Source organism: Thermaerobacter nagasakiensis, assembly GCF_055396825.1.
The window spans coordinates 1,384,436-1,404,747 of record NZ_AP043740.1; the positions used below are offsets into that span (position 1 = coordinate 1,384,436).

General features: G+C 70.4%; 18 protein-coding genes. 11 read left to right on the forward strand and 7 right to left on the reverse strand.

All coding sequences use genetic code 11. The features are described 5' to 3' along the window. Nucleotides 1-15: 15 nt before the first annotated feature. Both ACZ5T9_RS05910 and ACZ5T9_RS05915 read right to left on the reverse strand, forming a co-directional pair. Nucleotides 16-285: an SHOCT domain-containing protein gene (locus ACZ5T9_RS05910; protein WP_135225759.1), complete on the reverse strand. Its 270-nt coding sequence runs from the start codon at nucleotides 283-285 to the stop codon at nucleotides 16-18. After that, nucleotides 282-1,766, reverse strand: coding sequence for a HAMP domain-containing sensor histidine kinase (locus ACZ5T9_RS05915; protein WP_464834372.1), 1,485 nt, complete (start codon nucleotides 1,764-1,766; stop codon nucleotides 282-284). The genes ACZ5T9_RS05910 and ACZ5T9_RS05915 overlap by 4 nt, the downstream gene beginning before the upstream one ends. A gap of 411 nt (nucleotides 1,767-2,177) precedes the next feature. On the opposite strand from ACZ5T9_RS05915, the gene ACZ5T9_RS05920 reads away from it, so the two are divergent. The 3 genes from ACZ5T9_RS05920 (at nucleotide 2,178) to ACZ5T9_RS05930 (ending at nucleotide 4,290) form a co-directional block, all read left to right on the forward strand. Continuing rightward, nucleotides 2,178-2,498 (forward strand): hypothetical protein, encoded by a 321-nt coding sequence (locus tag ACZ5T9_RS05920; protein ID WP_464834373.1) that lies wholly within the window; start codon nucleotides 2,178-2,180, stop codon nucleotides 2,496-2,498. 346 nt (nucleotides 2,499-2,844) lie between these two features. Continuing rightward, nucleotides 2,845-3,618 (forward strand): thioredoxin family protein, encoded by a 774-nt coding sequence (locus ACZ5T9_RS05925; RefSeq protein WP_464834374.1) that lies wholly within the window; start codon nucleotides 2,845-2,847, stop codon nucleotides 3,616-3,618. A 171-nt stretch (nucleotides 3,619-3,789) separates the two neighbouring features. Beyond that, nucleotides 3,790-4,290, forward strand: a complete 501-nt coding sequence (locus tag ACZ5T9_RS05930; protein ID WP_135225751.1) for a luciferase domain-containing protein — start codon at nucleotides 3,790-3,792, stop codon at nucleotides 4,288-4,290. Nucleotides 4,291-4,566: 276 nt separating this feature from the next. Here ACZ5T9_RS05930 and ACZ5T9_RS05935 read toward each other — a convergent pair whose 3' ends face one another. Further along, nucleotides 4,567-4,911: a hypothetical protein gene (locus ACZ5T9_RS05935; RefSeq protein ID WP_006903526.1), complete on the reverse strand. Its 345-nt coding sequence runs from the start codon at nucleotides 4,909-4,911 to the stop codon at nucleotides 4,567-4,569. A 409-nt stretch (nucleotides 4,912-5,320) separates the two neighbouring features. Between ACZ5T9_RS05935 and ACZ5T9_RS05940 the strand changes: the two genes are divergently transcribed. The 7 genes from ACZ5T9_RS05940 to ACZ5T9_RS05970 all read left to right on the forward strand — a co-directional run bounded on the left by ACZ5T9_RS05940 (nucleotide 5,321) and on the right by ACZ5T9_RS05970 (nucleotide 12,387). Continuing rightward, nucleotides 5,321-5,941 (forward strand): class I SAM-dependent methyltransferase, encoded by a 621-nt coding sequence (locus ACZ5T9_RS05940; RefSeq protein WP_464834375.1) that lies wholly within the window; start codon nucleotides 5,321-5,323, stop codon nucleotides 5,939-5,941. A 176-nt stretch (nucleotides 5,942-6,117) separates the two neighbouring features. Beyond that, on the forward strand, nucleotides 6,118-6,729 hold the full coding sequence (locus ACZ5T9_RS05945; protein WP_006903528.1) for a TlpA family protein disulfide reductase: 612 nt from the start codon (nucleotides 6,118-6,120) through the stop codon (nucleotides 6,727-6,729). 49 nt (nucleotides 6,730-6,778) lie between these two features. Continuing rightward, nucleotides 6,779-7,576: a diacylglyceryl transferase gene (locus ACZ5T9_RS05950; protein ID WP_464834376.1), complete on the forward strand. Its 798-nt coding sequence runs from the start codon at nucleotides 6,779-6,781 to the stop codon at nucleotides 7,574-7,576. A gap of 267 nt (nucleotides 7,577-7,843) precedes the next feature. Beyond that, entirely contained in the window at nucleotides 7,844-9,547 is a 1,704-nt protein-coding gene (locus ACZ5T9_RS05955; protein ID WP_464834377.1) for a multicopper oxidase family protein, read from the forward strand. A gap of 217 nt (nucleotides 9,548-9,764) precedes the next feature. Then, the gene (locus ACZ5T9_RS05960; RefSeq protein ID WP_135225746.1) at nucleotides 9,765-10,472 is read left to right on the forward strand and encodes a response regulator transcription factor; all 708 of its coding nucleotides are present in this window, start codon (nucleotides 9,765-9,767) and stop codon (nucleotides 10,470-10,472) included. Further along, the gene (locus ACZ5T9_RS05965) at nucleotides 10,469-11,854 is read left to right on the forward strand and encodes a sensor histidine kinase (protein WP_464832197.1); all 1,386 of its coding nucleotides are present in this window, start codon (nucleotides 10,469-10,471) and stop codon (nucleotides 11,852-11,854) included. Before ACZ5T9_RS05960 ends, ACZ5T9_RS05965 begins: the two co-directional genes overlap by 4 nt. A 188-nt stretch (nucleotides 11,855-12,042) precedes the next feature. Then, nucleotides 12,043-12,387 (forward strand): four-helix bundle copper-binding protein, encoded by a 345-nt coding sequence (locus ACZ5T9_RS05970; RefSeq protein WP_006903533.1) that lies wholly within the window; start codon nucleotides 12,043-12,045, stop codon nucleotides 12,385-12,387. A 372-nt stretch (nucleotides 12,388-12,759) separates the two neighbouring features. On the opposite strand, the gene ACZ5T9_RS05975 is transcribed toward ACZ5T9_RS05970, so the two are convergent. Then, complete coding sequence (locus ACZ5T9_RS05975) at nucleotides 12,760-13,083, reverse strand: hypothetical protein (RefSeq protein ID WP_242823239.1); 324 nt, start codon at nucleotides 13,081-13,083, stop codon at nucleotides 12,760-12,762. An 18-nt stretch (nucleotides 13,084-13,101) separates the two neighbouring features. Between ACZ5T9_RS05975 and ACZ5T9_RS05980 the strand changes: the two genes are divergently transcribed. Further along, complete coding sequence (locus tag ACZ5T9_RS05980; RefSeq protein WP_464832198.1) at nucleotides 13,102-15,036, forward strand: heavy metal translocating P-type ATPase; 1,935 nt, start codon at nucleotides 13,102-13,104, stop codon at nucleotides 15,034-15,036. Between the two features lie 103 nt (nucleotides 15,037-15,139). Here ACZ5T9_RS05980 and ACZ5T9_RS05985 read toward each other — a convergent pair whose 3' ends face one another. From ACZ5T9_RS05985 to ACZ5T9_RS05995, 3 genes are all read right to left on the reverse strand, one after another. Continuing rightward, on the reverse strand, nucleotides 15,140-16,378 hold the full coding sequence (locus tag ACZ5T9_RS05985; RefSeq protein ID WP_464832199.1) for a cell wall-binding repeat-containing protein: 1,239 nt from the start codon (nucleotides 16,376-16,378) through the stop codon (nucleotides 15,140-15,142). Nucleotides 16,379-16,526: 148 nt separating this feature from the next. Continuing rightward, nucleotides 16,527-17,498, reverse strand: coding sequence for a F510_1955 family glycosylhydrolase (locus tag ACZ5T9_RS05990; protein ID WP_464832200.1), 972 nt, complete (start codon nucleotides 17,496-17,498; stop codon nucleotides 16,527-16,529). Continuing rightward, on the reverse strand, nucleotides 17,495-20,272 hold the full coding sequence (locus tag ACZ5T9_RS05995; protein WP_464832201.1) for a heavy metal translocating P-type ATPase: 2,778 nt from the start codon (nucleotides 20,270-20,272) through the stop codon (nucleotides 17,495-17,497). The genes ACZ5T9_RS05990 and ACZ5T9_RS05995 overlap by 4 nt, the downstream gene beginning before the upstream one ends. Nucleotides 20,273-20,312: the final 40 nt, after the last annotated feature.

Consider the following 20,312-nt stretch of genomic DNA (forward strand, 5'->3'; position numbering starts at 1 on the left):
AGCGACCTGTGCCACCTACGATTTCGTGATGTCGTCCTTGATCCGTTCGAACTCCTCGCGGCTGATCTCCCCCCGGGCGTACCGTTCCTTGAGGATGGCGAGGGCCCGGCGGTTCTCGTCGAAAACCGCTGGCTCGGACCCCCGGTCCCCACGATGGCGGTCCCGTCCCAGGAAGAGCCAGAAGATGCCGGCAACCACCACCAGCGGCACGAGCCAGAAGGCCACCATGGCCAGCCACATCCCCCACAGGCCCCAGCCGTTGCTCCACCCGGGATGCATCATCATGTCGACCGGCCTCCCATCCAGGCCCTGTATAAGAGGGCGATAATGCCCGCCAGCAAAACGGTGCTAACGGCTCCCGTCAGGGCGATGATCAACAGGTCGGCAAAGCCTCTGGCCCCCGCCAGGGATACCAGCCGGGGCAGGAGCGCGGCCGTCGCCAGCGCCAGAACGCCCACGATCACCAAGAGCACGGCGACCAGGGACTCGCCGCCGGCCCAGGCACGGTCCCCGGCCCTCGGCAGCGGCCCCGGGGCCGGCTTTTGCACGGAGGCGCGTGGCCCGAGACCGGACGCCGCCCGGCGGCCGGGTTCGTCCGCTGGGAGGACCCCATCACCGCCATCGCCCGCAGCACCGGGGATCGCCCTCCCTGGCCGGGCGGCCGGCGCCGTCGTGGCGGGAACGCCGGCCGGCAGCATCACCGGCAGGCGAAAGCCCACCGAGGCACCCTGCCCGGGCCGGCCGTCGGCATGGACCGTACCGCCATGGGCTTCAATGACCTGCCGCACCGTGGCCAGCCCGAGGCCGTAACCCCGCCGCCCCGGGGGCCGGGGGCCTCCGGAAGCCCTGTCCACGCGGTAGAACGGGCGCCAGATGTTCTCGCTCTCCGCGGGGTCGAAACCGGTGCCCGTGTCGTGGACCGTCACCTCGACCGTTTGCCCGGCGCGGCAGACCTCCACCCAGATCCGGCCGCCCGGTGGGGTGTGGGCCAGCGCGTTGTCGAGCAGGTTCCACAGCACCTGGCGCAGCCGGTCGGCGTCCGCCTGCACGGCGGGGACGGGCGGGTGCACCTCCAGCTCGAGGTCCACGCCCTTTTCCCGGGCGGCCGGGGCCGCATCCTCAACGGCCTCGCCCGCCAGGACGGCCAGGTCGACCGGCCCGGTACGCAGGGAGACGCGCCCCGAGGCCAGGGCTTCCCGATCCAGTAGATCCCCGACCATCCGCCCCAACCGCCGGGCCTCCCGGTCGATGACCGTCAGGTGGTCGCGCACGGCCTCCGGGTCGGCCACCATGCCGTCAAGCAACGACCGGGCGTAACCCTGGAGGTAGGTCAGGGGCGTGCGCAACTCGTGGGCCACCGCCGCCAGGAAGGCGTCCTTCTGGGCCTGTTCCCGGGCCAGTTCGGCCGACAGGGTCTCCAGGGCCCGGGCCAGATCCGCGACCTCCCGGTATGGGGCCGGCGGAAGCTGGACCACGTAGCCCAGGGGCTGCCGGGCAATGGTTCGGGCGGCCTGGCCCAGCCGTTCCAGGGGCCGGGCCAGCCGGCGGGAGATCAACCAGGCGAGGCCGGTGGCCACGGACAGGGCACCGGCCGAAGCCAGGACCATGACCACCATGACGGTCCGCAGCACCGCCTCCCCGCCACGACCGGCCGGACCGGCCTGGGCGGCCACGGGGATGAACACGAAGCCGAGGACCAGGGCGGTCAGCAGGCTCAAGCCCGCGCCGAAGGCCCACAGGCTGAGGAACAGCGGCTTTGGACGCACCGGTCGATCCGCCCTTCCGTTCCAGGTCGCCGGGGATCCAGCGCCGTTGCGACTCGCCAGGGTTCCGGCGTGACCCGCCTGCCCGGCGAACCGGCCGGGCACGCCAGATACCCCGCCGCGATCCGGCCCGCCTCCCAGGGCCAGTGTACCGCCCGCGTGTGCGACCCGGGTGCAGAATCTGTGCAGAAAGCATGAAGAAGGCCCTTCGCGCCTCCACCGATTCTCCCCACCGCCGGCACTGGACTTCCACAGGGGCGTGTTACGGTACCGGTGGGCCGGGGCCGGCACAGCAGGGCCCCGCCAACCTGTCCCGGCCTTCCACGCCGGGAAGGCCGGGCTGCTCCGGAACGGCTGGCCCGCCGCGAAACGGCCGGTACCAGCGACAGGCACCAGCGACAGGAGGTGCAGGGGATGAAGCGCGTGGTGAGGAGAGGTTGGACGCTGCTGTTGGGGCTGGTTCTCGTGCTGGGCGCGTACTCCGCCGCCTTGGCCGCGTCCGGCAATGCCGGACCGCGGGGGCCCAACGGGGCTGCAGTGCCGGCGGGCATGCGCGCCGTTCACCATCCGGCCATGGCGGCCGCGAGGGCCGGTTCGTCCCGGGGACCCATGGCCGGGGCCGGCATGGACGCGATGCACCAGACCATGATGAACATGTCGTATGACGAGATGATCCGCCTCTGCCAGGCCCACCACACCGCCATGACCAGCGGCGCTGCGGCGGCCACGAAGTGACGGGGGACGGTGCACCAGGGGGCGCCCGCATGCCCCCGTGTCCTGCGCGCAGGAAACCCGCCAGTCCGGACCCGTATCCGGCGTTCCGTCCCGGCCGCTGGCCAGGGCGTGGCCCTCCCCAGTGCCGGTGGTGCCTTGAGCCGCCTCCGCGCCCAGGCTATGCTGGGGCTGGAAGTTACGCGCGGGAGTCACAAGAAGGTGCGGGCGGCCGCGGCCATGACGGCGCCCGCTAGCGCCGGTGCTCGTGGCGGAAAGGTGGGCCGCGCCGGGGAGCCAACACCCGGCGACGAACCCCGTCGCCGGCCGGGACGGGGCTCGGGCTGGCCCCCACAGCGGAGGCGATGGCATGGCGCTGATTCGCGAGCAGGACCGGAAGGTGCTGCAGGAACGGCTCCAGGACCTGGCGGGCCCCGTCGATGTGGAGGTATTCACCCGTGACATGCGGCTGTTCGTTCCCGGCCGCGAGTGTCCCGGCTGCGAGGAAACGGTCGAGCTGATGAAGGAGCTGGCCCAGCTACATCCTTCGGTCCGCCTTCAGGTCAGGGACATCGACCGGGAGAGCCAGCGGGCGAGGGAACTGGGCGTCGAGCGGCCGCCCACGGTGGTGATCCACGGCCGGGCCGGCGGCCGGGTGCGGTTCGTCGGACCGCCCCTCGGCTACGAGTTCGCGACGCTGGTCGAAGCGCTGATCGAGGCCTCGGCGCCAGTGCCCGCCGGCGGTGAAGGTGCCGGGGGCGACGCACCCGCTGCCGGCGGGGCGGGGAGCCAGGCCGGTCACCAGGCCGAAGCTCTGGCCCTGCTTGGCGAGGCGGGCCGGCCCGTTCACCTGCGGGTCTTCTTCACCCCCACCTGACCGCATTGCCCGCGGGCCGTGCGCTCCGCGATCAACCTGGCCATGCAGAGCCCGCTGGTGACCGCCGAAGCCGTGGAGGCCACCTCCTACCCGCAGCTGGCCCAGCAGTACCAGGTATTCGCCGTGCCCAAGACGGTGATCAACGACCGTGTCTCATTCGAGGGCGCGGTGCCGGAGGACTATCTCTGGTCGGCCATCTGGCGGGCGCTGGATCTGCACCCCGGGCAGCCGGGAAGCACGGAAGAACCGGCCGGGCCGGGGCAGTAACCTTCCGGCAGGGGCCCGCCCTGCCGCTGGATCGACCTGTAGGTGCTGCCGCTAGACCGGCCCGTAGGGGCCGAACCGCAGCCACCGGAGAGGGCTCTCGCCGGATCGCGGGCTTGCCCTCTCCGGTCACCTGTATCGAGGTGGAGTAGGCATGGACAAGGGGGCCTGGTGATGGCGGTATCCATGCCGGCAATCGATTCCTTGCCCGAACGACGGGGTCCACGGCCCCGGACCACCCCGGCGAACCCCCACCAGCAGCTGGACCAGAACGCTCCCCCCCGGCTGCAGGAGGCGCTGTTTGAGCGGGCCCGGGCTCTGCCCGGGGTGCGCGTGGGGCCTAGCGGGATTTCCGTTCCGGGAGCCCGGGCCTTCATCCTCGATGAGGAGCTGGCGGCGGGGCCACCGGAGGCGTTCATGATCGGCCGGGAGTTCGCCCACCTGCACCCGCCCTACGACGGGAGCCTGCATCTCATGCTGCCCGAAGCCACGGCCCGCGTGGTGGTCGCCAAGGGTTGGGGCGAGTTGCATCCGGTTGCCCGCCGGGGCTGGCTGCCGCCCACGGCGATGATGGTCTACGGTCCCCGGGACGACGATGAGCTGGAGGTCGTGTGGACCATCCTGCAGGCGTGCTATGCCTTCGCCCGCGGCGCGCAACCGGGCGGCCGTGGTTGAGGTGTGGGGGCGCGGTGCCACGTTGGGAGACGGCGCGGCAGTGGCGTCCACCCCGCTTCCTGTTACCGCCGTAGGGGCTGGTTCCGCGCAAGGTTGGCCACGCACGGTTGGCATGGAAGAGCCGGCAGGGGACGCCCACGGTGCGGTGCGGGGGTAGGAGGGGGCTTGCCTGACCAGTGCGCTTGCCCGCCGGGCGCTTCTGGGCAGCGGACCTTGCTCTCCTGCCGACCGTGCCTCCGTCCCACGGGGTGGCCCGCGGTGGGCTCCGGGCGAAGATCAGCGGTGACGTCGCCACCGCCAGAGGTGCCAGCCGCCACCCAGCATGCCGCCCATGGACGCGCCCATGGTGATCATCACGCTGGCGGAGAGCCCGTGCGCCGCCGTGCCGGACCAGAGGTCCATGAACGTCGTCGATGCCGCCGCCAGGGCGCTCCCGGCGAGAGCGCCAAGCCCGGCCAGGGTCATGGCCGCATGTTCCTCCTCCGCCGCGGGCCGCACCGTCAGCGGCGCGGCCAGGGCGAGCACGGTTGCCAGCAACCCGTGCAGCGACAGGCTGTGGTCGAGGAAGCTCCCGATCAGCCCGGCCCAGGCCGAACGCTGGAACAGGGCGTCACCAAGCACCGCGCCACCTCCCCGTGATGCCGAGGTGCGGCGGGCCGCGAGCGGGCTGCACAGGCCACTGTCAGGCGCGGAGAAGGGGGATAGTTTCCAGGGGTGGCCTTCCGCCCGGGCCGTCACTTATGCCGTATGCGCGGCAGGGGCTTTCGATCCCATCCCGTGGTTGCCGTCCAACGGCCTCCCGGGGGGCTCCGAAGCGGCAACCCGGCGTCCCCGGGGAACGCCGCAGCGGAGGGACCGGGGGGTACAATGAAATGAAGGGTGTCCGGTGAAAAGGTAGGAGGGGTCGGGCCGGAGCGAGAAGCCTACCCCGACGCCGGGCCGCCGGTACGGTTGCGGGGTGGGCGGGTCTTCGGCATCGCGGCCGGGAACTCCCGAACCCGGTACGACCACGGCCAGGGGAGGAGTCACCGTGGCAGGCCACCCATTCTTCGCGGCCGTGTACGACCTGTTCCAGCGCCCGGCGGCGCCCCTGATCGATCCCTGGCGCCGGCGCGTGGCGGGTGGGGCGACCGGCCGCGTGCTGGAGATCGGTGTCGGTACGGGCCTCAACCTGCCGTTTTACCGGATGGAGCGAATCACGCGGCTGGTCGGGCTTGAGCCCGACCCCCACATGCGCCGGCGGGCGGCGGCCCGGGCCCGCCGCCTCGGCATCCCCATGGAACTGGTCGCCGCTCCGGCGGAGAACATGCCCTTTGCGGATCAATCCTTCGATACCGCGGTGGCCACCCATGTATTCTGCAGCGTCAGCGACCTGGAGCGGGCCTTGCGCGAGGTCTTCCGGGTGCTCCGGCCGGGCGGGACCTTCCGGTTCCTCGAACACGTGCGGGCCCGGGATGAACGGGCGGCCCGCTGGCAGGACCGCCTGACCCCGGTATGGCGCTTCGTCGCCGCCGGATGCCATCCCAACCGGCGGACGACGGAGGTGATCGAGGCCGTGGGCTTCGTCCTGGAGGAGCTGGAGCGGTTCGACCTGTCGGTGGGTGGTCCCGTCAGGCCGCAGGCTTTCGGTGTGGCGCGGCGCCCGGTGTAGACACGAGGAAGGGTGCTTGCATGGTGACATCCGGGGACGGCGCGTTGCCCCTGTTTCGCGTTCCCGGAGGCGGGCGTGGTCCAGGCGGCGGCCGTTCTCCGGGAGGCGGCCGTTCATAGTCGATCCGCCGCTGCGCCCCCTCGGGCCGCGGCCGCGCCGGTACGGGGAGGGTCTCGATGAACCGGATTCTCGGGGGAGCTGTCCTGCTGCTCGTGGCCATGTTGCTTGCCGGCGGAAGCCTTAGGCCGGAGGCGCCTTCGGCCCCTCCGCCGGGGGACTTGCGCCTGGCACCGGCGCCCGAGGGGACGCCGCCGCCCGCCGGGCAGGGCGGGACGGCGCAGGAACCGTCCCCGCCGGTGATCGCCGTCGGCATGCCCGCACCCGACTTCGAACTGCAGGACGTCACGGGTCGCACGGTGCGGCTTTCGGATTACCGCGGCAAGGTGGTCTTCCTGAACTTCTGGGCCACCTGGTGCCCGCCCTGCCGCGAGGAGATGCCGGAGATCCAGCGGCTGGTCGACAAGGGCGTCCCGGACCTGGTGGTGCTGGGCGTGAACACCAGCGATCCGGCCACGCCCGCCGAGGTCAAGGCCTTCATGGAGCGGAACGGCTTCACCTGGCGCGTTCCTTACGATGCGGGCAGCCGTGTGGCCCGCATCTACAGGGTGGTCTACCTGCCGACCAGCTACTTCATCGGGCCGGATGGCATCGTCTGGGCAAAGTATATCGGGCCGATGAGCCTGCCGGTCATGGAAAGCTACGTAGAACGGGCGCGCCAGGGAGGGTGAACCCCGGCGGGTGCCCCGCGCTGCATGGTCGACAAGGGAGGGACGGTGCTTGTCGCTGCCGGTTCTACCTGACGTGATCGGCCTCGGCCCGCTGGCTTTCCCGACCGGGCCCCTGGCCACTGTGGCCGGTACGCTGGTGGCGTACGTCCTCTCGGTCAAGCTCGCCGAGCGAGCGGACGCGCGCGCCGGCCCGGCGGGACCGGCGGCGCCCGCACCGTCCCCGGCCACGGTGCCGCATTCCCCGCAGGCCCCTTCCCCGGTTGCCGATCCGGCCCTCGTCGACCGGCTGTTCACACGGGTGGCCATCGGTCTCTTGCTGGGCGCCAAGGCAGCCGACATCCTGGGCTCGCCGTCCAGTTACATCCACAACCCCCGCCTGCTGATCGCCTGGCCCGGCGGTTCCACCGCCGCGATCGGGGCCTTGATCGGAGCCTTGCTGTTGGCCGGTCCCTTGGCGCGGCGGTGGCGCGAGATCCCGGCCGTTCTTGACGTGGTCGCGACGCCGTTGCTTCTGGGCCTGGGCGTCGTCGCGCTGGGGCTGCGCGACCCGCGCGCATTTCCCCTGGCGACGGGTCTCGTGCTGGCGGCAGGGATCCTCGCCCGCTTGCGTCCACTGGCTTCGTTCCCGGGCCATGCCGCTTTGGCTGGCGTCGTTCTGGCCAGCGTGGCGGCTGTCGGAGCGGATTTCTTCCGCCCGGCAGCGGTCATGCTTGGCGGCATCAGCCGTTTCCAGGTCATGGCCGCGATCACCGGCCTGCTGGCCTATGGGGCCGCCGTGGCCATCGCACGGGCCCGCGGGAGAGCGGAGCGCGGGGAACCGCAGCACCCCGTCGTCAAGGAACCGTGACCCTCCTCAGCAAGGAAGCGCCAGACGCGGCGCACGGCAAGGTGGCGTGCAGCGCCGCGCCCCGGCGAGGCAGGGCGCCTCGCCACCGTGGGGCGCACGCTCTCCCCTCGTTCTTCACACGCTTCTCACACGACTGGCCTAAAATCGCCGGCGCGGGCCGCATCGGGCCGCATCGGAGCGCGCAGTGGCGGCCCGAGCGGCCAAGCGGGGTGGTCGAACCCGTCGAGGCGGGTTCAGAGTTCCACTCTCATCGAGGAGGAGCCAGCGATGCGCGTGTTGCGGAGGAGATGGACCGCGGCGTTGCTTGCCGCGGGGCTGGCCTTGCTGGCCGGCTGCTCGAGCGTCGGACCGGCCGGCCCCGCAGCGGGCGGCGGCGACGGCGCGGCACCGGTCGACACTGCCGGCAGCGAGATGGCGACGGCGCCGGCGATCTTGCGCCCCGATGCAAACGGTGAGATCCGCCTGGTGGCCAAGCCGGCGAGGCTGGAAGTCGCCCCGGGCGTCGAGAAGGAAGTCTGGGCCTACAACGGCAGCGTTCCGGGGCCGGAAATCCGCGTCAAGCAGGGCGAGACGATTCGCGTCCGGTTCAAGAACGAGCTTCCGGTCCCGACGACCATCCACTGGCACGGGTATCCGGTCCCCAATGAAATGGACGGCGTACCGGGTGTGACGCAAAACCTGGTCAAGCCGGGCGAGGAGTTCGTCTACGAGTTCAAGGCGACCGTTGCGGGGACGTACATGTACCATTCCCACCAGGAGAGCGCCGAACAGGTCGACAGGGGACTGTACGGTGCGCTGGTGGTGGAGGAACCCGAATCCGCGTACGATCGTGATTTCGCGCTGATTCTCGACGAGTGGACCAAGGCGGGAGAAAGCAACGCAGAACCGGCCGGGACCGGGATGGATCACGGGAGCATGGGGGGCATGTCGGGCCCATCGAGCCAGGGAACGGAAGCGCAGGGCATGCAGGGCATGCAAGGCATGCAAGGCATGCAAGGGATGCAGGGAATGCAGGGCATGCAGGGCATGGGCGACATGCCGGGCATGTCCGGGGACACGAACCACGACGGGATGGGTAGCCCGCAGGATATGTCGATGCCCATGCACACGATGCAGTACGACATCTTCACCATCAACGGCAAGTCGGGTTCCCTGGTGCAGCCCCTGACGGTGACGGAAGGGGAACGGGTTCGGATCCGCCTGATCAACATGGGATACCTCCGGCATGACCTGCATCTCCACGGGCATTCCTTCACCGTGGTGGCCCGTGACGGTCAGCCCGTGGCCGGGGGCCGACCGTTGAAGGATCAACTGATCTCGATCGCGCCCGGTGAGCGTGTCGACATCGCCTTTGCGGCGGACAATCCGGGTACGTGGTACCTTGAGGCCCACGACGCGGGCGCTGCGGCCGCTTCGGGGATGAAGGTGGCCATCGCCTACGACGGCGCCTCGCAGCAGACGGGCCAGCCCAACGAGACGGCACAGCTTCCGGTGGTCGATTTGCTGAATTATGGGCAGGATGAGCAGGGGCCCTTCACCCTGGACCAGGAATATGACGTCCAGTACACGATGGAGCTGGGCACGGGCATGGGCGAGAACGGGGTCATCTACACCATCAACGGCAAGACGTTCCCGGACACGCCGCCCATCCGCGTCAAGGAGGGCGATCTGGTACAGGTACGCATCGTGAACCGCTCCCCGACCGATGAGCACCCGATGCACCTCCATGGACACTTCTTCCAGGTTCTGAGCAGGAACGGAAAGCCCTTGACGGGTGCCCCGGTGATCAAGGACACGCTGAATGTCAAGCCCGGCGAAGAATACGTGATTGCCTTCCGTGCGGACAACCCGGGTAACTGGGTGTTCCATTGCCACGAGTTGCATCACGCCGCGGGCGGCATGGTGACACAAGTGCTCTACGACGGATACGTAAGCAACGTGCAGCCGGAACCCGACGCCAGGCCGGAATGACGCCAGCCGTTGCGGGACGTGGAAGACCAGAAGGGGTGCCTCCCTTCTGGTCTTCCGTTTGTTGTTGGGACGGAAACGATGCGCGCCGGCCAAGGCCGGGTTGTCCGTCGATGCCGCCGTTGTCAAGCTGAAGGGGAGCGGATCGGGGATCAGCGGCCGGTGGTGCGTTCCGGGGAACGGGGCCGCTGCATCCTCCAGGCGGCGGGGAGGGCAGACCATGCGCATCCTGGTGGTCGACGACGAGGCTCCGATGCGCGCCTTGCTCCGGCTGTTCCTCGAGCAGCACGGGTTTGCGGTCTCCGAGGCGGAAGACGGGTATGAGGCATTGGAGCGCGTCCGGACCGAGCGACCGGATCTGGTTCTGCTGGACATCATGCTGCCGGGCATCGACGGCTGGGCGGTGTGCCGGATCCTCCGGAGGGAGAGTGATGTTCCGGTCATCATGCTGACGGCCCGGGACGACGTCCGGGACCGGGTCTCCGGTCTCGAAGCCGGGGCGGACGACTACCTCGTCAAACCCTTTGCAGAAGAAGAACTGTTGGCCCGCATTCGAGCGGTCCTGCGCCGCACCCCAAGGGTCGAGGGGCGACCGGCCGACCGGGTGATCGCCGGGCCCCTGCTCATCGACGTGCCGGCCCGGGAGGCATACTGCCATGGACGCCGTTTGAATCTGACGCCTAAGGAGTTCGATCTCCTGGCCTTGTTGGCACGGCATCCGGGGCAGGTGCTGGACCGCGCGCGGATCATCGAGCGGGTATGGGGCTGGGATTACGACGGCGACGTGCGCACCGTCGACACCCACGTCAAGACGTTGCGCGCCAAATTGGTCGCAGCCGGCTGTTCCCGGCACCTGATCGAGACCGTGCGCAGCATCGGGTACCGTTTGAACCCGCACCACGACGGACGTGGTGGGACCATCCCATGAGTCGTCTGCAACTGTCGACCAAACTGGGGCTATTGTTGTTCGCCCTGTTCAGCTCGCTCTGCCTGATCCTGCTCGCCGTCCTCTACGTGGTCTTCAGCCGCTCCCTGGTGGCCCAGGCGGCGGCGGATCTATTGCACCGCGGCCACGGGCATGCCGAAGCGCTCAGCGGCCGGTGGGGGCCGGAGGCCCTGAACCACGTGGTCGCCATGGAGCGACAGACCCCCCTGATCGCAGCCGTCGTGGATCGTGGGGGAACGGTCCTGGCGTCCTCGGAACCGCTGGGCCCCGAGCAGGCGCGCTACCTCCAGGTAGACGGCCGTGCCCTCGCCACGCCGGAAGGGGCCGTCGTCAGTGGCGACTGGCGAGAGGAACCCTACCTCGTTGTATGGTCGCCCGTGTTCAGAAACGGTGAGTGGGTGGCCACGGTGGTCCTCTTCGAACCCACGGAACCCTTCCGACGTGACCTGGAGGCGTTCAAGGTCGCCAGCTGGATCGCCCTCGGCATCATGGCGGTCTTGGCAACGGCGGTGACGGTCGTGTTGTCGAGACGATTGACCCGACCGTTGCGGCAGATGACGGCCGTCACGTCCGCCATTGCCGCAGGGGACTACACGCAGCGCGTGGCGATTCGTGGCAACGACGAGATCGCTCGCCTGGCCGCTTCCATCAACCGGATGGCCGAAAGCCTGCAAACGTACCGCGCCCAGCAGTCGGCGTTCCTGGCCGACGTATCGCACGAACTGCGGACTCCGCTGACGTACATCCAGGGTTACAGCGAGGCCCTCGTCAAAGGTTACGGGGACGAAGCCCAGCGCCGGGTGATGGCGGCCACCATTCACCAGGAGGCGGGCCGGTTGACCCGCCTCCTTCAGGACCTGTTCACCCTGGTGCGGCTGGAGGAGCCGACCTTCTCCCTCCGTCGCCAGCCGGTGGAAGTGGGCCAGACCGTCAAAGCGGTGGTGGCGCGCCTGTTGCCGGCCTTTGCGGAAAAGGGTGTGAACCTTCGGGTGGATGCGTCGGAGGATCTTTGGGTGGACGGTGACGGCGAACGGCTGGAACAAGTGTGGATCAACCTGCTGGACAATGCGCGCCGGCACACCCCTTCCGGAGGAGAGGTGACGGTTAGCATCGGCCGCGAGGGGAGGGAGGCGGTGGTGACCGTGCGGGACACGGGGGAAGGCATTCCACCCGACGACTTGCCGCATATCTGGGAGCGCCTCTACCGGGTCGACAAGTCGCGCTCCCGCGCCGGCGGAGGGGCGGGGCTCGGCTTGGCCATCGTCAGGCGCATCGTCGAGCTGCACGGTGGCCGGGTCCATGCGGAAAGCAGATGCGGGCAAGGGGCGACGTTCCGCGTTTGGCTGCCTCTGCGCCCGGCGTGAGGAGCGGGCGGAAACCTTGGGCGACAAGCACCGTCACGAAGTGAAGAACCCGGAGAGGTACCCGTCTCTCGTTCCGTATATTGCCAGCATGGCGCGACGGCCCTGGCAGGACGTTATCCACGGGGATCGTGCCGGCGCGGGAATCGGGCCGGCACGATCCTAGCCTATGGAAGAAAGGGGGTATCGGGGTGGCGGTTGTTCACACGGACGTGCAGCAGTACAAAAAGTGCATTGACGCCTGCAACAGCTGCATGCAGGCCTGCGAGCAATGCCTGACGGCCTGCCTGAAGGAGCCGGACGCCGCGCAGCGCGGCCGGTGCGTGCAGCTGTTGCGCGATTGTGCAGACATTTGTGCGCTGGCTTCCCGGGTGATGTCCCGAGGCAGCGACTTTGCCGGGGCCATTTGCCGGGTCTGTGCCGAGATCTGTGAAGCCTGCGCCCAGGAATGCGGCCGGTTCCAAGACGAGCACTGCCAGGAGTGCGCGCGCGAGTGCCGCGCGTGCGCCGAGGAGTGCCGGCGGATGGCCGCGTGACCGCGTTCGCCGCGTGGCGGGACGGGACTGGGACAGCGCAGCGGAAGGCCGCTGGATCCTCCAGCGGCCTTCCGCTCTCGCGCCGGGGTTGTTCCACCCCCGCCATGCTCGATCAACGCCCGGTGCGGCCCCGTATCCCGGGTGCGGGAGGACGGGGCTTTCCTTCGCCGCTCCTCCTCGATCGGCGTCGGAAGGCCGCGCTACAGCGGCCGGTGCCCCACGGCCGACCGCCGCGGGGTCGGCGTGGGATGGCCGGCTCTCGTCTTGCTTCCCCACTCGTCGGATGGTAAGTTATTCATGGCTGTGATACCCCGTAGGGGTATCGTGTCGTCGACAGCCGTCATCCCCCAGGTGGCCGGGCCGGTCATAGGGTCATAGGAGGTCGTCGATGACATGGATGAATCGAGCCCACACCGCCATCGCGGTGAGCACGCCCCGCACGATCCGGTGCACTCCCATCCACCCCATCACCCGCATCACCACCATCACCACCCTTCCCATCCTGCGGCGAAGAGTGTTTCGCCGGAGGACAAGCCTTCCCGGAGCGACGGTGGTCGATCTCCACTTCAAAGGGCCGTCTCTGCATCCGAAGCCCAAGGGCTTGAGAAAGGTGTCCACGGCCGTGACCTCCGCGACGCGCAAAGTGTAGACCATCATCACGGTGCCCATGACCACCACGGCGCCCACGACAAGCACGCGGGTCACAGCCCGGAGATGTTCCGGGACCGGTTCTGGGTCTGTCTTGCTCTCACCGTGCCGATCCTCTACTTCGCACCCCTCACCCAGGAATGGCTGGGCTACCGGGCGGTCCAACTTCCCGGGGCGGAATGGGTCCAAGCCCTCCTGGCCACTGCCATTTACGTGTACGGCGGACTGGTGTTCATCAAAGGCGCGGCTCACGAGCTGCGGGCGCGCGCCCCGGGCATGATGACCCTCATCTCGCTGGCCATCACGGTGGCCTTCGTCTACAGCGTGGCGGTGACCTTTGGCTTCAAGGGGATGCCGCTGTACTGGGAGCTGGCCACACTGGTGACCATCATGCTGCTCGGCCACTGGATCGAGATGTCGTCGGTCCAGGGAGCCAGCCGGGCGCTGGAGCACCTGGCGGCGCTGGTACCCTCCCGGGCCCACAAGCTGGAAGGCGGTACGGTGACCGACGTGCCGGTGGAACAGCTGAAGGAAGGGGATCGCATTCTGATCCGGCCCGGCGAGCAGGTACCGGTGGACGGTGTGGTCGAGGAAGGCAGCTCCAGTGTCAACGAGGCGTTCCTGACCGGGGAATCGCGGCCGGTTCCCAAGGAACCGGGCGACGAGGTGGTCGCCGGGTCGGTCAACGGCGAAGGCGCCCTGACGGTCCGGGTCACGCGCACCGGCGACGACACGACCCTGAGCCAGATCCAGCGCCTGGTGCGGGAAGCCCAGGCGTCCCGCAGCCGCTTTCAGAACCTGGCCGACCGGGCGGCGGGCTGGTTGACCTACATCGCCATCGGCGCCGGCGCCCTGACCTTCCTGGCCTGGTGGGCGTCCGGGGAGCCCCTGGACTTCGCGCTGACGCGGGCGGTGGCCGTGCTGGTCATCGCCTGCCCCCACGCCCTCGGATTGGCGATTCCGCTGGTGACGGTCAACGCCACGTCGATGGCGGCGCGCGCGGGCATCCTCGTGCGGAACCGGGAAGCTTTCGAGCGGGCACGGGACCTGAAGATCGTCGCCTTCGACAAGACGGGCACGCTGACGGAAGGCAAGTTCGGCGTGCGCGGCATCTACACAGCCGGCTTGCCGGAAGAGGAAGCCTTGCGCATCGGCGCGGCGCTGGAACGGCGTTCTGAGCACCCCCTCGCCCGGGCGGTGGTCGAACTGGCGGACCAGCGGAATCTGCAAGTCCCGGCGGTGGAGGACTTCCGGGTGGTCGCCGGCAAGGGGGTGGTCGGTTCGGTGGGCGGGAAGGTCTATCGGATCGGTCGCCCCGAGTGGATCGCCGAGCTCGGGCTGGAACTGCCCGTCGCATTGCGCCGGGGTCTGGATGAAGCGGAAGCTCGCGGCGAGAGCGTCATCGCCCTGATGGACGAGCAGGGCGCACTGGCCTTGTTCGCCCTTGCCGACAAAGTGCGGGGGCGGGCCCGGGAGGCCGTGCACAGGCTGCGGCAGATGGGCATCCAGGTCGTGATGATCACCGGCGACGCGGAGGCGGTGGCCCGCTCGGTCGCCTCGGAACTGGGGATCCAGCGGTACCACGCCCGGGTATTGCCGGAAGAAAAGGCGAAGATCGTTCGCCAGCTCAAGCAGGAAGGTCCGACGGCCTTTGTGGGCGACGGCATCAACGATGCCCCGGCGCTGCTGGAAGCCGATCTGGGCGTGGCCATCGGAGCCGGTACCAACGTCGCCATCGAGTCGGCGGACCTGGTCCTGATCGAAGACGATCCGCTGGACGTGGCGGGTGCGCTGCAAGTATCGCGAGCCACCTACCGGAAGATGGTCCAGAACCTGTTCTGGGCGACCGGGTACAACACCGTCGCCCTGCCACTGGCGGCAGGCGTCGGCGCCGCGTGGGGACTCCTGCTCTCACCGGCCATGGGCGCGGTGTTCATGAGCCTGTCGACGGTCGCGGTGGCGGTCAACGCGATGCTGCTGCGGCGACTGCGGCTCGAGTGAGCGGCGGGAGAGCGGGCTGAGCAAGGGGAGAGGCATGGGCCGCCGGCGGCGGGCGCCATGCCTCTCCTTGGCGGACGGGCCGGCCTGATGCGGCCGGCCTGCTTCATTCGATGACCGTGCGGAGGAGCACCTCCAGCTCGAATTGGACCCGGCAGGCCACCTCGCCGGGCGGGCCGACGATGTAGCCGTGCATGAACGGAGGGGCGGGCTCCGTGTGGCGAGGGTTGACGCTCAGGATATAGGTGCGGACCACGTCGGGGACTTGCCCGCGTTCAACCAGCAGCAGCGGCGCGTGGGAGGCGAGGTGCGAGAAAAGGTTGCCGACGATGGCGGACTGCCAGGCGTCGACGGCGGAGAAACGGAAGAAGTGACCCGCGGGTTCGGTTTTGCCCCAGCCGAAGTCGCCCGCCGGGCTGAGGAAGCGGGACAGTTCCACGGAGATGGCGAAGGGTGACGCCCCGGTGATCCGGTGGACCAGACCGGTCGTAAGACCTCGGATGGCTCGCTCCACTTCTCGAGATACGGTCCGCTCGCTGCCCACGATGTAGACGTTGGGATTGCGGGCGAGGGCGATGACCCGCGCCGTGGCCAGGGGTAGCGTGTCACGGCGCGTCAACAGGATGGGCTGACCCGTGTGGGCCGACCACGCCGCCGCCGCCAGCCCCTCGGCGAACTCTTCGCCGGATACGACGATGACGGTCCTGCCTACACCGACGAATTGCGCTACCTGGGCGGCCGTCTCGAAGACGTTGCGGCCTCGCAGGCGCAGGGACCGGAAGCCCAGCCGCCGGACCTGGTGCTCGACGGCGTGCGACAAGTCGCCGACCAGGAACACCTGGACGGGACCCTGGTGCGTGCCTTCCGCCGGACCGGGGGCGGGGGCAGGCTCCAGTTCCGGCAGGGGACCGGAGTCCGTGCCCTCTGCGACCATACCCGCTGGTGTTCCGGCCGGTTCCGCCGCACCGGGCGCCGTGCCGTGCCCTGGCTGCGCGCCCACACCCGGAGGGCGCAGCCGGAGGAGCTCGTCGCGGACGAGCGGGTCCAGTTCGTCGGGGAGGGTCAGCAGAATCGGCCCGTTGCGCGGGTGATGCATCAGAGGAGACGCGACCAGGGCGTCCTGAAAGTGGTCCTCGTCGCCTCGGGCCAGGATGGCGACACCGGGACGAAGTTCGGGGACGGACGGGTCGGGGAACGCCGTCTGCGACGCGGCCACGCTGGTCGCGATGGGGTGCCGGCCCGCCACCCGGGTGGTGTGGTGGGTGTCCGCGGCCAGCGGCAGGCAACGGGGCGCCTTGGCTTGCTCGAGGTGACCCTCTTGCCCCGCGACGTCCGGCATGGGCATCGCACACCGCTCCTTTCGCCACAGGTCTGCCAGGGATCCCCGGCGATAACAGGTGGGGCCGCGGCGGACGTGGCCCCACCTGTCCGCAACCTATGGCCTGAGGGCAAGGAGGGTGCGCTGGGAGCCGTCAAAATGGGCGCGCCGTGGGTCATTGCGGTGCCCCGATCGTTTCCCATGTCCCGCCGCCGTCGGTACTGCGCCAGAGCGTGCCGGTCATGGTGATGGCGTAGATCCGCTGCGGAGCGTCGGGGCGGGCCGCCAGGGCGGCCAGCGGGTCTTGTGGGTCCACCCGCAAGCCCGACCCCGCGGGCTGCCACGTCCGGCCGCCGTCGGTGGAGCGGAGGAGCCCCTCGGCGGCGTCGTAGACCAGGATGGTCCCACGGTCCGTTCCGGGAACGAAAGCCGCCGCGGTCACCACCCCGTCCCGCAGCCGTTCCCAGGTTCGCCCGCCGTCCGTGCTCAGGAGCAGCCCGTTCTCCCCGGCCGCCAGCAGCGTCGCGGGATCGGTCGGATGGGCCACCAACTGCAGCGGGCCCAGGCCGCGGGGGCCGGCCAGATCCGGAGCGGGGGCGCGGGTCCACGTCTGCCCGCCGTCTTCACTGCGGTAGAGCTGGCCGTCACCGTAAAAGTAACCGTAGATCAGGCCGGGGCGGGCCGGGCTCACCGCCATCGCATGGAAGTCGACGACGCCCTGCAAGCTGACGGGTTCCCAGCTCCGGCCGCCGTCCTCGCTGCGGGCGAGGCCCAGGGGGTTGTCCAGGTTCAACTGCGGTCCCGGGTGCCCGCTGGCGTAGAGGCGGCCGTCCGGCCCCGCGGAAAAGCTCATCAGGTCCGCCACCGGGCCCACGCGGCCGCGCCAGCCACCGGGTTCTTCCCAGACCAGCAGGCCGTCGTGGGTGGCCACCCAGAGCCGGTTTGGATCCCCGGGATCCACCGCCATGCCGTGGACGTGGCGGATGGACGGGGACGAGACCGCCCCGCCCCACCCCAGGACCCCGCCCGCCACCATGACGCCGGCCACGGCGGCCACGGCCAACATGACGGCCACCCACACGCCGGTTCTTCGCCAGCGCCCTGTTCGCGACGAACCGCGGCCCTTGCGGCGGCCCTGGCGGCTCATGACGCCGGGCTCCTTTCATCGCGGCGGAAGCGCCGCATGGGATCGAAACGCTTCAGCAGGGTGGAGTTGGTCGTGACCGAGACGGAGCTCAGCGCCATGGCCGCCCCGGCCAGCACGGGGCTCAGGTAGCCCAGGGCGGCCACCGGGATGCCCAAGGTGTTGTAGATCAGCGCCCAGAACAGGTTCTGGCGGATCTTGGCCAGGGTGGCGCGGCTGAGGTCGATGGCGGCCGCCAGGGTGCGCAGGTCGCCCCGCATCAGGGTGACGCCGGCCGCCTCGATGGCCACGTCGGTGCCCGTGCCGATGGCGATGCCCACGTCGGCCGCCGCCAGAGCGGGGGCGTCGTTGATCCCGTCGCCCACCATGGCGACCTTGAGGCCCCGCTCCTGCAGCTCCCGCACCTTGGCGGCCTTGTCGGCCGGCAGCACCTCGGCCAGGACGCGCTCGGCGGGAATCCCCGCCTGCCGGGCGACGGCGCGGGCCGTGCGGGCGTTGTCGCCGGTGATCATCCAGACTTCGAGGCCCATCTCGTGCAAGGCGGCCACCGCCTCGGGGGCCGTCTCCTTGAGGGTGTCGGCCACGGCGATGAGGCCCGCCAGGCGGCCGTCCACCGCCACCAGCATGACCGTCTTGCCCTGTTCCTCCAGGGCGGCCAGCCGGTCCGCCGCGGCGTCCACGGCGACGCCCCGCGCCTCCATCAGCCGCCGGTTGCCCACCGCCACCTGGCGGCCGGCCACCTGCGCCGTCACCCCGTGGCCGGGGACGGCCTCGAAGGCGGCCGGTTCGTCCAGGTCGAGGCCGGCTTCCCGGGCCCGCTCGACGACGGCAGCGGCCAGGGGGTGTTCGGAGGCCCGTTCCACCGAGGCGACAAGGCGCAGCAGGGCCCGTTGGGCGGCATCCAGGCCGGACGACCCGGCCCCGCCGCGGCCGGGGGCTGCCTCACCGCTCGCGGCTTCGCGGCCGGCGGCTGGACCGGCATCCCGTGCATCGAGGCCGTCCGGCAGCGCCAGCACCACCACGTCGGTCACCGACGGCTTGCCCACGGTGAGGGTCCCGGTCTTGTCCAGCAGGACGGCGTCCAGGGTGGCGGCCGCCTCCAGGTGCTCGCCGCCGCGGAAGAGGATGCCGTTCTCCGCGCCGCGCCCGGTGCCCACCATGACCGCCGTGGGGGTGGCGAGACCCAGGGCACACGGGCAGGCGATGACCAGCACCGCGGTGGCGGCCAGCAAAGCGCGGGTGAAGTCGCCGGTCACCGCGAGCCAGCCGCCGAAGGTCACCAGGGCCACGGCGATGACCGCGGGGACGAACACGCCCGACACCCGGTCCGCAAAGGCCTGGATGGGCGCCTTGGAGGCCTGGGCCTCCTCCACGATGCGCACGATCTGGGCCAGGGCCGTGTCCCGCCCGACCCGGGTGGCCCGGAACTTGAAGCTGCCGGTGGTGTTGACGGTGGCGCCGATCACTTCATCGCCCGGGCCCTTCTCCACGGGCAGGCTCTCGCCGGTGAGCATCGACTCGTCCACCGCCGAGCGGCCCTCCAGCACCACCCCGTCCACGGGGATCTTCTCGCCGGGCCGGACCACCACCACGTCGCCCACGGCCACGTCTTCCACCGGGACGTCCATCTCGCGCCCGTCCCGGATCACCCGGGCCGTGCGGGCCTGCAGGCCCAGGAGCTTTTTGATGGCGGCCGACGTGCGTCCCTTGGCGACGGCCTCCAGGTACTTGCCCAGCGCCACCAGGGTGATGAGGACGGCGCTGGTCTCGAAGTAAAGGCCCGTGGTGCCGAGGCCCGGCCAGAGCAGGGCCACCACGCTGTACAGGTAGGCCGCCGTGGTGCCCAGGGCGACCAGCACCGACATGTTGGCGTTGCGGTTCTTCAGGTTGAAGTAGCTGTCGCGGTAGAAGACCCAGCCCACGTAGAACTGCACGGGCGTGGCCAGGACCAGCTGGAGCCAGCCGTTCTGCAGGACGGCGGCGGCCGGCCCGTGCCAGCCGAAGAGGTGGGCCGCCATGGCCAGCACCAGGGGCAGGGACAGCACCGCGCCCAGCAGGAACCGGTTCCACCAGCCGCGGATCTCCCGCTGGCGGGCCGCCTCGGCCTCGTCGCGGGTTTCTCCTACGGGCTGGGCTTCGTAGCCGGCCGCCTGGACGGCGGCGGTCAGGTCGCCGGCCGCCGCCGCCCCGGGGATGAGCCGTACGGTGGCCGTGCCCGTGGCCAGGTTGACGGCGGCGTCGACCACGCCGGGGACCCGGCGCAGGGCCCGTTCGACCCGGTTGACGCAGGCGGCGCAGGTCATCCCGGTGACGGCCAGCTGGATGCTCTCCAGGGGGACGTCATACCCCAGATCCCGCACCCGCGCCGCCATGTCGGTCACCGTCACCCGGCTGGGGTCGAACCGGACCCGCGCCCGGGCCAGCGCCAGGTTGACGGCGGCGTCGGCGACGCCGTCCATCTTCTTCAGCCCCCGCTCGATGCGGTTGGCGCAGGCGGCGCAGGTCATGCCCTCGATGGGCAGGGTGACCTCGGCCGTGGAGGCGGAGGGTGTCGCGGCGCTTGCACCGTCGGCGCTGGCACGCGGGTTCCGGGCGCCGTCCACCGTGCCGTTGCCCACCGTGCCGTTGCCGGGGCCGGTGGGGCCGCCGGTACCGTGGCCGGTGTGGTGGCTGACGCCGTCGCCGGTTCGGTCGCCGGTGCCGGTACCCGGGCCGGGGCGAGGCGTGGGGCCGGTCCCGGCGCCGGCGCGCTGGTGAAGCAAGCTGGTATCGGCCATGGGGGAACCTCCTTACAGGCTGTCTTGCTGTGAACAGGCC

Coding starts and splice junctions, on each gene's coding strand:
- ACZ5T9_RS05910 (WP_135225759.1), bottom strand. CDS start 285: ATGATGATGCATCCCGGGTGGAGCAACGGCTGGGGCCTGTGGGGGATG.
- ACZ5T9_RS05920 (WP_464834373.1), top strand. CDS start 2,178: ATGAAGCGCGTGGTGAGGAGAGGTTGGACGCTGCTGTTGGGGCTGGTT.
- ACZ5T9_RS05930 (WP_135225751.1), top strand. CDS start 3,790: ATGGCGGTATCCATGCCGGCAATCGATTCCTTGCCCGAACGACGGGGT.
- ACZ5T9_RS05945 (WP_006903528.1), top strand. CDS start 6,118: ATGAACCGGATTCTCGGGGGAGCTGTCCTGCTGCTCGTGGCCATGTTG.
- ACZ5T9_RS05955 (WP_464834377.1), top strand. CDS start 7,844: ATGCGCGTGTTGCGGAGGAGATGGACCGCGGCGTTGCTTGCCGCGGGG.
- ACZ5T9_RS05960 (WP_135225746.1), top strand. CDS start 9,765: ATGCGCATCCTGGTGGTCGACGACGAGGCTCCGATGCGCGCCTTGCTC.
- ACZ5T9_RS05965 (WP_464832197.1), top strand. CDS start 10,469: ATGAGTCGTCTGCAACTGTCGACCAAACTGGGGCTATTGTTGTTCGCC.
- ACZ5T9_RS05980 (WP_464832198.1), top strand. CDS start 13,102: ATGTTCCGGGACCGGTTCTGGGTCTGTCTTGCTCTCACCGTGCCGATC.
- ACZ5T9_RS05985 (WP_464832199.1), bottom strand. CDS start 16,378: ATGCCCATGCCGGACGTCGCGGGGCAAGAGGGTCACCTCGAGCAAGCC.
- ACZ5T9_RS05990 (WP_464832200.1), bottom strand. CDS start 17,498: ATGAGCCGCCAGGGCCGCCGCAAGGGCCGCGGTTCGTCGCGAACAGGG.
- ACZ5T9_RS05995 (WP_464832201.1), bottom strand. CDS start 20,272: ATGGCCGATACCAGCTTGCTTCACCAGCGCGCCGGCGCCGGGACCGGC.